The sequence below is a fragment of the Mesorhizobium muleiense genome (genome assembly GCF_900099905.1).
In the GTDB taxonomy this organism is placed as follows: Bacteria; Pseudomonadota; Alphaproteobacteria; order Rhizobiales; family Rhizobiaceae; genus Mesorhizobium; species Mesorhizobium muleiense.
Genome location: NZ_FNEE01000020.1, coordinates 95,522 through 105,252, shown reverse-complemented (window position 1 = coordinate 105,252; position 9,731 = coordinate 95,522). Strand labels below are relative to the sequence as shown.

The window sequence follows — 9,731 nt, the reverse complement described above, 5'->3', positions numbered from 1 at the left end:
ACCGCCCGTCGTCGCGCGCCATGCCCGCGACACCGCCCGAGCCCGACTATCCGGCCGAGGCGGCAGTGCGCAGCGTGCGCCACAATGGCGAGATCAGGTGGAACGGCGGCTTCGTCTACGTTTCCAAGACGCTGGCCGGCGAAGCGGTCGCCGCCACCGAAACCGAGGAGGATGGCCAATGGGCGCTCAACTTCCATGCCCACCCGCTCGGGATCCTCGACACGAGGCGCATGAAGCTTGTCCGCCGCAGCGCCGCGCCAACCAAACCGCTTGGCGCTGCGGCGGACACGACAGGGGGAAAACTGTAACCCATGTATCCGGTTCAAAGTGTTACCCATCTATCAACTGGACACGTCATCGGCGATTTCGCAAATCACCAGCGCTGCAGAAAGGGTACCGAGGTTGCGGCCAGCCCCTTCTCCCCGTCGCTGTACGGGGAGAGATGCCGGCAGGCAGATGAGGGGCAGCGCCGACATCGACGGTGATTTCCTACATGAGTTGGAGCTATCTTGCGACGCGCTCCTGAGCGTTCTTCGAGAATTCGCGGCGGTACTGCGCGGGCGTGGTTCTGAGCCGCGCCGCAAAATGCTGGCGCAGCGAGGTGGCGCTGCCGAAGCCGGCCTCGAAGGCAACCGTGTCCATTGATTTTTCCGTTACTTCCAGCAGCCGCTGCGCCAGCGCGACGCGCTGGTCGGTCAGCCAGTCGCCGAAGCTGGTGCCGATTGTTTTCTGGAAGCGGCGCGTGAATGTCCGGCGGGTGAGGCCGGCGGTAGCGGCGACGCTGTCCAGGCTGTGCGTCGCGTGTAACGTCTGGCGCACGGTGTCGATGGCGTGGGTGAAGCGGTCGGCATTTTCGGTCCTGGCGATCGGACGTTCTATGAACTGTGCCTGTCCGCCCTGCCGATGAGGAGAAAGCACGATCTGCCGGGCAAGCCGGAGTGCCGCCTCCGCGCCATAGCGGGCCCGTATGATGTGGAGACAGCAGTCGAGCCCGGCGGCGACACCGGCCGAGGTCACGACATCGCCGTTGTCGATGTAGAGCACCTCCGGCTCGACGAGAATGTCGGGATAGAGTGTCTGCAGCTGGTCGGAAAAAGCCCAATGCGTCGCGGCTCGCCGCCCCGAAAGCAGGCCGGTCGCCGCAACAGCGAACGTTCCCAAGCACAATCCGACAATCAGCGCGCCGCGCCGGTGCGCGCGACGCAGCGCCTCGATCAGTGCCGCCGGCGGTGCGACTTCGAGGTTCTTCCAGCTGGGCACGATGACGATGTCGGCGTCATCAAGCGCGGAAAGCCCGTGCGGGACGCTGATGGTCAGCCCCGCATCGGTGCGGATCGGCCCGCCCTCAATCGCGCAGACCCGGAACTCGAAGCGCGGCAGGCCGAGCGTCGTGCGATCCTCTGCGAATACAAGGCAGGGCACGGAGAGGTGGAACGGGCTGATGCCATCGAAGGCGATGGCGGCAACGATCGGATCGGCCATGATAAGCACCATGAGAGTTTCCGGAATGTCCCAATTATTTCGAACTATGTCAATCGGGACACTTTTGCGGCCTGATGCCGAGTCTATGCTCGATCCATCAATGTCAACGGGAAAGGAAAGCTCCATGTCGGACTCAGCCAAAGGCAAAGCGCCACGCCGTGCCCTCATCGTCGTCGACGTTCAGAACGACTATGACGGCGGCAATCTCGCCATCAAGCACCCGCCCTTCCGCGACACCGTCGCCAATGTGGCGCGCGCCATGGACGCTGCCGCCGAGGCAGGCGTCAAGGTGGTGGTCGTCAAGCAGTTGGCGCCGGAAACCTCACCGGTCTTCGCCAAGGGCAGCCATGGCGCCGAATTGCATCCCGAGATCGCGAGGCGAAACCGTGACCACACCATCGAAAAGACCTTGCCAAGCGCCTTCACCGGCACCGACCTCGAGGAATGGTTGCGCGCCAACGCTATCGATACGATTACGGTCATCGGCTACATGACGCATAATTGCGATCTGTCGACGGTCATCCACGCCGTCCATATGGGCTTTGCGGTCGAGTTCCTGTCGGATGCAACGGGGTCGCTGCCCTATGCCAACAGCGCCGGCTACGCCTCGGCCGAGGACATCCATCGCGTGGTGACGGTTGTCCTGCAGTCGCGCTTCGCCGCCGTTCTCAAGACCGCCGAATGGATCGACTGCCTGAAGACTGGCGTGCTGCCCGAGCGCGATACGCCCTACGCCTCCAACCAGCGCGCGCTGGCGCGGAGCGCCGCTTAGGCGAACTTGGATGTTCAGGCGTCTCCGGCGTTCCTTTACCAAGGACAATCGTTGAAATCAGCGCCGCCCCTCATTGCCCTGCCGGGCATTTCTCCCCGTATAGTGACGGGGAGAAAGATGCCGTCATCGCCGATTTCGCCAATCTACAGCGTTGCAGAATGCGTGCCGAGGTTGCGGCCAGCCCCTTCTCCCCGTTCACGGGGAGAAGATGCCGGCAGGCAGATGAGGGGCGGCGCCGACATTGAGAATTGGTCGACGCGCTGGTCGATCAGCCAGTCGCCGCGAGCCCTCAGAACAGGCCTTCGATCTGGCCCATCTCGTTCAGGAATATCTTCTCCGAGGACGGTGCCTTGGGCAGCCCGGGCATGGTCATGACCTCGCCGCAGATGACGACGATGAAGCCGGCGCCGGCAGACAGCCTGACCTCGCGCACCGGCACAGTGTGGCCGGTCGGCGCGCCGCGTAGGTTCGGATCGGTCGAGAACGAATATTGCGTCTTGGCCATGCAGACCGGCAAATTGCCGTAGCCGGCGTGCTCCCAGGCGTGGAGCTGGTCGCGCACCGATTTGTCGGCGATCGCTTCGGAACCGCGATAGATGCGCTGGACGATGGTGTTGATCTTCTCGAACAGCGGCATGGCGTCGGGATAGAGCGGCGCAAACTGCGAGGAGCCGGATTCGGCGAGTGTCACCACCTTGTTGGCGAGTTCCTCGATGCCGGCCGAGCCGTGGGCCCAGTGCTTGCACAGGATCGCCTCTTCGCCCATCGAGGCGACGTAGTCCTTCATCGCCCTGATTTCAGCGTCGGTGTCGGAATAGAAATGGTTGATGGCGACCACCGCAGGCACGCCGAACTGCCTGACATTCTCGATGTGACGGCCGAGATTGGCGCAGCCCTTCTTCACCGCCTCGACGTTCTCCTTGCCGAGGTCTTCCTTCTTGACGCCGCCATTCATCTTCATGGCGCGCACGGTGGCGACGATGACCGTGGCCGCCGGCTTCAGGCCGGCCTTGCGGCACTTGATGTCGAAGAACTTTTCGGCACCGAGATCGGCGCCGAAACCGGCTTCGGTGACGACATAGTCGGCAAGTTTTAGCGCAGTCGTGGTGGCGACGACCGAGTTGCAGCCGTGCGCGATGTTGGCGAAGGGGCCGCCATGGACGAAGGCCGGGTTGTTCTCCAGCGTCTGCACGAGGTTGGGCTGCATGGCGTCCTTGAGCAGCACGGCCATGGCGCCGTCGGCCTTGAGGTCGCGGGCATAGACGGCCGACTTGTCGCGGCGATAGGCGACGATGATGTCGCCGAGGCGCTTTTCCAAATCCTTCAGGTCGGTGGCGAGGCACAGGATCGCCATGACCTCCGAGGCGACGGTGATGTCAAAGCCGCCCTCGCGCGGAAAACCGTTGGCGACGCCGCCGAGCGAGCAAATGATCTCGCGCAGTGCGCGGTCGTTCATGTCCATGACGCGGCGCCAGACGACGCGGCGGATGTCGATGCCGAGTTCGTTGCCCCAGTAGATGTGGTTGTCGATCAGCGCCGAAAGCAAATTATGTGCCGTGGTGATGGCATGGAAATCGCCGGTGAAGTGGAGGTTCATGTCCTCCATCGGCACGACCTGCGCATAGCCGCCGCCGGCAGCGCCGCCCTTGACGCCGAAATTCGGCCCGAGCGAGGCCTCGCGGATGCAGACGATGGCCTTCTTGCCGATACGGTTGAGACCGTCGCCGAGGCCCACCGTCGTCGTCGTCTTGCCTTCGCCGGCCGGCGTCGGGTTGATGGCGGTGACGAGGATCAGCTTGCCGTCCTTGTTTGCCTTCACCGACTTGATGAACTCGGCCGAGATCTTCGCCTTGTCGTGGCCGTAAGGCAAAAGATGCTCGCTTGGAATGCCGATCTTCTGGCCGATCGCCTGGATCTGCTTCTTGTCGGCGGCGCGCGCGATCTCGATGTCGGACTTCACTTCGGCCATGGCGGCTTTCCTCTGGATTGGACGGTGGAGGGGACGGGTTTGATCAGTGTGGTCGCAAGCCTGTTCGAAACAGCCCGGTACTGCAGGCGAGGGCACTTTCTAGCCCTGTCGCTGCCGTGGCGTCAACTTGCATGCAACTATGTTTCCTCTAGAGAAAGACGGCTCTTGGTCGACCTGACCCGTATCTTCGCGGGTTGTCGCGCCGTATAGAAGCCAGAGCACGCGCCGTCCTGCCGTCTCAAAACAGCCGCGGAATGCACGGAATGCGACAGGGTTCGAGCGCCGGTCGGCGCTTCGAGCGGTCTCGCTAGAATGCGCCGATCTGGTGCATCAGCCCCAAGCCGTCAAGCTGGCCGAAATGTTCGACCACGATGCCGTTCTCGACGCGATCAATGTTAATCACACCAACCGAGACGCAATTTTCGCTCGGTGCGACGCCGTGGAAGGTGCCGGTGTGCGTGCCCTGAAAGCGACCGCGCGTGACCACCTTGTCGGCATCGCCGACAAAGTCGTCGATGACGTGATGGCCGTCGGGGAATCCAACAAAGAATTCGGTCAGGGATTTTCGCCAGTCATCGAAGCCGATCGGACTGGCGCTGGCGAGGTGAACGGCGAGATCCGGAGAGACCAGACCGGCCAGTTTATCCCAGTCTTGCGCATCGATCGTGGCATAGAAATTTCGAGCAAATTCCCGGATATCCATCGCGTGTCCTCGCTGGCTGCCGCCCACGGTTGAACGACGGCGCGACGATCAGGTTCCGCTCCTCGCAATGCGCAGCCGAACTGCTGCGACAGGACGTTGCCGATCTCGACCAGGGCCAGCGGTGATTCAAGCCAAGGCGTCTTTCACCAATCGCTTGCTTCACCGATCCAGGACAGACCTGACCTCGACGAGGTTCGATCGAACCCTAAGCACATAGAAACCCATCGTGGTGAGGTGGGTGGGCATGATCCAGCCATCCTCGCGGCCGTTGGAGATTATCAGAGGCTGGATGGCGAGCGCTGCCTTGAGCTGGCCTTCCACGCTGTTCCACAGCGGCGTGAGGCCGCGATTGTCGAGGATCTGCTGAAAATCGTGATGCGCCGCCGTCAGGATGCCGTAATAGCCGTAGAGCTGGCCGTAGGCGAACCAGAAGCGGTCGTCAGCGCGCGTGTCGAACCAGCCGCTGTTGAAGTTCTGCGAACGGTCGCGGATCAGGTCCGACGTCGAGCCTATGTCACTCGCGATCCGGTCGACGAACTGCAAGAGATTGTCGGCGCGCGCGTTGAAGACAACCTCGCATTTCATGAGCCGGTCGTTGAAGGCGCGAAGGCTGTTCGCCGCCGTGCGATAAAAACTCGGCGTCGGGGTTTTCGGACCAAACGGCCTGAGGCCGAAATACCAGGTTTCCTCGTCGAAGGTGATCGCGCCGCGCGCATCCTGCAGGTTCTGGTCGATCTGGCTGGTGCCACGGACGCGGCCCAGCGTGTCGACAAGCTCGACCGTGGTGCGCCGGATGGCCTGATTGACCCCGCGCTGGAAGGAGGCCTTGTTGTCGAGAAACGGCGTGCGGTCCCAGTCCATGCCGAAGAGCCCGAGCTTGTAGAGTATCATCGACGAGATCCAGGCATTCTCGTTGACGTTGAAATCGATGAGATCGGCCGTAACCTGGACAATGGCCGAGTGGGTGCAGGTCTTGACCTCTCCCTCGACGCCAGCGGTTTCCCCGGTGGCGGAAGGAGCGGGCTGTGCCGGCGTGGTTCCGGCCGGCTGCGTGAACCTATATGCTTCCGCATAGGCGGGATTGAAATTGCTCCAGACCTGCGTGTTCCAGATGAAATAGCCGTAGAGGCCGATCAGCATGAGCAGAGCGAGGCCGAGCACCGCCTTCAGGATCCAGCCGCGCTGCGTATACCAGCGCCCGGCCCACATGAACGGCCACAGGATCACGCCGACGGCGAAGCCGATGCCGCGGCCGATCCACTGGAATATCCGTGTGAAAAAATTCACGATCGGATCAAGCATGGCGATGTCACCCCTCGTCAGTCAGCCAAGTATTCGATAAGGTTAGGCATTCAATCGGTAAGGCCGTAGAGGCGTGTGCGAAACGCCACCTTGTCTTTCAGATATGTGGTTTTCAGAACGTCCACAACATGCGATCGCCAAGCGTCGCTGAAGCCGTCATAGTCCCTGTAAAAACCCGGTTTGTTGAAGACGTAGCGCGAGACGAAGTCCTGCGGCACGAAATCCGAGATCAGCTGGTTGGTCAGCCAGGCGTCGGGATGTCCGGGCTTGGCCCGGATCGTCAGGAAACGCTGCTGCGGGAACACGTCCTCGACCTTGAGATAGCCGAGGTGAGCGATCTCGCGCTTGGCGGCGTTGAGGAAAGGAAAATTGCCGTCCCTGGTGATCAGGTCGGCATGGCTGTGGATCCAGGTCTGCAGCCAGACCTTGTCGACGTCGGTCAGATTACGGTCGGGCTCGGCGTCGCGGATCAGCGCCCGCACCACCATTTCGGCGCGATGCTCGAGATAGCCTGATGTTTCGATCCACGAGGCCCGCGGCAGTTCGATGCGGCCGGTCGCGGCAAGGAACTTGAACACCCTGTCGGCATCATTGATCGAGAGGTAGCTCACCTGCCACGGCCGCGAGCGGCGGAAGCCGGGTGCTGCCGGGTCGCTGATCACCGTCGTCATGTCGGGGTCGATGAACACATAGAGCCCGCCGAAATGGCTGGTCCAATAGGCGCTGTGGCGAAAGATCACCTGATCCGGCACCAGCGCGTTCTCGCGGATGTCGCCGCAGATCTTGGCAAGCTCGACCATGCGGGTGAGCATGGCGCTGTCGCGCCAGGCGTCCGGCTCCTGCTTCAACCGGTCGACGAGCTTGCCGAGTTCGGCGGCTTTGCCGAGCACGTCCTCCGCCGACAGCACCTTGAACTCGACTTGGTTGATCGACAGCAGGTCCTCGATGTCGTCGACCTTGGGGACCGAATCCTCGATCTCGCCGTAGATGACATCCTTGATGGTCAGCGCGTCGATGGCGCGCTGGTTCGTCGACATGAACTCGAACATCAGCTGCGAGGTGTTGGAAAAGGCGGTGTGGACCACCGGCAGGTCGACCTGCGACGGGGTCAGGAGGATGAAGCGGCGATTGATCTCGTTGGGATCGAGGTAGCTGTAGTCGCCGCATTCCTCGGCCACTTGCGGCGAGAAGCCGGTGCGGTCGATCTCGAAGCTCTTCAGCTTCGTCGGCTTCAGGCCGAAGGCGACCAAAGCCTTGTTGTAGCGCTGGATCAGATGTGGCTCGTCGATGGTCAGCAGCCGGCCATAGATCAGCTCGTTCTCGCGCAAAAGGTCGGACTTCCTGGCGGGGCTCATCTATGCCTTCTCCCCGTTCACGGGGAGAAGGTGCCCGAAGGGCGGATGAGGGGCGCGGGCATCCCTTCTCCCCTGGTGGGAGAAGGTGGATCGGCGCGCAGCGCCGAGACGGATGAGGGGTGCTGGACGGAGCGCCATCGGCGCCAAGCTGGAGCACCCCTCATCCGTCGCCTTCGGCGACACCTTCTCCCACAAGGGGAGAAGGGAGCGTCGGCGCGTCTCACGCATTCCACAGGCCCTTCTTCTTCAGCTCCTCGATCTCGCGGACCGCGCGGTCGCGCAGGCGGGTGTCGCGGATCATCTTGGTCACTGCGGCGTCGTCTGACTTGTCGGAATAGCGGAACTCCGAGTCGGCGTAGCGGTTGACCTCCTGCATGACCATGTCCATCGAGAACGGGCCGCGCAGTTCCTCGATCATCGCCTTCTTGTCGTCGTAGCTCTTGTGCATGAAGACTTCAGGCTTCTCGAACCATTCGTCCGGCAACTCGAGGTCCATGGCGCGCATCTTGATCGCATCGGTGACATTCTTGATGGCGCGGCCGGTGAAGCGCGGCTCGGCCTCCTTGATCATGTGCAGATAGGTGCCGATGTCGGCCATCGACTTCGGCGCGCCGTTCTCCTTCATGTAGCGCTCATAGACCTTCATCAGCCCGTCTTCCCTGGGCTTCTCGTGCTCTTCATAGGCCTCCATCACCGCGCGCTGGATTTCTTGGGCGGCATAGAGCTTGTGGTCGCCGAGCGGGATCTTGTGGTTCTTGCCGGCGAGCAGCACGAAGATGTCGATATAGTCGTCGCGCGTTTGGGGCCCATTGACCAGCCAGCGGGCGCCGGCGCGCTGGCGCAGCGCGTCGTCGACGTTTTCGGGATAGTTGGAGAACATGCCGAAGGAGCAGTTGCCGCGCACCACCGTGGCCGCACCCCCGAATGCGTCCATCAGGACGCCGGTGATTTCCTGCTGGCCGGCCGAGGCGCGATCGTCGGAGCGGCGGGCCGCCACCTGGTCGATGTCGTCGATGGTGCCGAAGCCGATGACGCGCGAGTTCAGCACATTGTTGATGAACTGGCGGCAGTTCTGGCCCGACTTGCCCTGGTAGGAGGAGATCTGGTCGACACCGAAATTCTCGTAGGCGAAGGGATAGCCGGCGACCTGGCAGTAGCCGTTGACGAGACCGGCGATCATCTGGATCAGCGTCGTCTTGCCGGTGCCGGGCGCGCCGTCGCCGATGAAGGTGAACAGGAAGCCGCCGAGCTCGACGAACGGGTTCAGCTCGCGCTCGAAGTCGTATGCCATCAGCATCTTGGCGAGCTTGACCGACTGGTATTTGGCGATGTGGTTGCCGACGACCTCTTCCGGCTTCTTGAAGGTCATTACCAGCGGCTTCGACCGCTTGCCCGGCGCGACGTCGAAGCCGTCGAGGGTGAAGTCGTCGACGTCGATGCGGATATGCGCATTCTCAAACGGACCAATGCCGTCGAAGCGGCCCTTTCGCGCCAAAAGCCCGTCGATGACGACACGGGCGAATGCGCGCGCCCGGGTCATCAGATCGGCGTCGTCCTTCGCGCCTGCTATCGCCCTGTCAAGGCCGGCCACGATCGATTTCACCGCGTCCTGCGGCGTGTCGAACAAAAAGTCCGGCTCGGGCGTGTCGTTCGGCGCCTCGCCGTCGCTGTCGATCAGCTGGAACAGATAGGAGGCGAGGCTGAAGGCCGAAATATAGGCCGAGGCCGACAGCAGCTTCTTGAAGGCGGCGGCCTCGTCGCCTTCGAGCGGCGCGCGGGCGTTTTTCGCCTTCAGGCTCTCGAGATCTGAGCCTTCGGCGAAGACATCGGCGATGGCCAGCGCGATCGCCAGCCCGCGCCGGGTGCGATAAAGCAGCATGTGCTGTGCAATGCTCAGCAGCTGGTCGTCGGGATGGACGGCGGCGACGGTCTTGGAAAGCTCGACCTCGCGCGTGCGGCGCACCGAGCCGACCGAGACGGTCGAGACGAAGCGGCGGTTGGTGCCGGCAAGCGCGGTTCCGGATTCCCGCGACGGGTCCTCCAGCACGACGATGCGGGTGATGAAGCTCTGCGCGGTGGCGCGGTGCTTTTCGATTGCCGCTTCCGAAATCGTGGTCAGGCCGGTGTCCATGAAGGATGCTCCGCGGT

The 9,731-nt window shown here is 62.7% G+C and carries 7 protein-coding genes and 1 pseudogene; 2 read left to right on the top strand and 6 right to left on the bottom strand.

The genetic code is table 11. The annotated features are described in order from the left end of the window. A pseudogene (locus tag BLT09_RS26195) lies at positions 1–308 on the top strand (integrase); the annotation flags it as partial. A 196-nt stretch (positions 309–504) separates the two neighbouring features. On the opposite strand, the gene BLT09_RS26190 reads toward BLT09_RS26195, so the two are convergent. Next, entirely contained in the window at positions 505–1,482 is a 978-nt protein-coding gene (locus tag BLT09_RS26190) for a helix-turn-helix domain-containing protein (protein ID WP_091598540.1), read from the bottom strand. Positions 1,483–1,606: 124 nt separating this feature from the next. On the opposite strand from BLT09_RS26190, the gene BLT09_RS26185 reads away from it, so the two are divergent. Further along, positions 1,607–2,254 carry a cysteine hydrolase family protein gene (locus BLT09_RS26185; protein ID WP_091598537.1) on the top strand — a complete coding sequence of 216 codons (648 nt, stop codon included), beginning with the start codon at positions 1,607–1,609 and terminating at the stop codon, positions 2,252–2,254. A 289-nt stretch (positions 2,255–2,543) separates the two neighbouring features. On the opposite strand, the gene BLT09_RS26175 is transcribed toward BLT09_RS26185, so the two are convergent. The 5 genes from BLT09_RS26175 to BLT09_RS26155 form a co-directional block, all read right to left on the bottom strand. Then, on the bottom strand, positions 2,544–4,223 hold the full coding sequence (locus BLT09_RS26175; RefSeq protein ID WP_023799967.1) for a formate--tetrahydrofolate ligase: 1,680 nt from the start codon (positions 4,221–4,223) through the stop codon (positions 2,544–2,546). Between the two features lie 307 nt (positions 4,224–4,530). Continuing rightward, entirely contained in the window at positions 4,531–4,953 is a 423-nt protein-coding gene (locus tag BLT09_RS26170; RefSeq protein WP_139172683.1) for an ester cyclase, read from the bottom strand. Between the two features lie 132 nt (positions 4,954–5,085). Further along, positions 5,086–6,228: a DUF2333 family protein gene (locus BLT09_RS26165; RefSeq protein WP_091598492.1), complete on the bottom strand. Its 1,143-nt coding sequence runs from the start codon at positions 6,226–6,228 to the stop codon at positions 5,086–5,088. A gap of 50 nt (positions 6,229–6,278) precedes the next feature. Continuing rightward, positions 6,279–7,583: a DUF6638 family protein gene (locus BLT09_RS26160; RefSeq protein ID WP_091598489.1), complete on the bottom strand. Its 1,305-nt coding sequence runs from the start codon at positions 7,581–7,583 to the stop codon at positions 6,279–6,281. 220 nt (positions 7,584–7,803) lie between these two features. Continuing rightward, the gene (locus BLT09_RS26155) at positions 7,804–9,714 is read right to left on the bottom strand and encodes an AAA family ATPase (protein WP_091598483.1); all 1,911 of its coding nucleotides are present in this window, start codon (positions 9,712–9,714) and stop codon (positions 7,804–7,806) included. Positions 9,715–9,731: the final 17 nt, after the last annotated feature.

What these genes read in the sequence shown, in the direction of transcription:
- BLT09_RS26190 (WP_091598540.1), bottom strand. Translation starts at nt 1,482, where the DNA reads ATGGCCGATCCGATCGTTGCCGCCATCGCCTTCGATGGCATCAGCCCG.
- BLT09_RS26185 (WP_091598537.1), top strand. Translation starts at nt 1,607, where the DNA reads ATGTCGGACTCAGCCAAAGGCAAAGCGCCACGCCGTGCCCTCATCGTC.
- BLT09_RS26175 (WP_023799967.1), bottom strand. Translation starts at nt 4,223, where the DNA reads ATGGCCGAAGTGAAGTCCGACATCGAGATCGCGCGCGCCGCCGACAAG.
- BLT09_RS26165 (WP_091598492.1), bottom strand. Translation starts at nt 6,228, where the DNA reads ATGCTTGATCCGATCGTGAATTTTTTCACACGGATATTCCAGTGGATC.
- BLT09_RS26160 (WP_091598489.1), bottom strand. Translation starts at nt 7,583, where the DNA reads ATGAGCCCCGCCAGGAAGTCCGACCTTTTGCGCGAGAACGAGCTGATC.
- BLT09_RS26155 (WP_091598483.1), bottom strand. Translation starts at nt 9,714, where the DNA reads ATGGACACCGGCCTGACCACGATTTCGGAAGCGGCAATCGAAAAGCAC.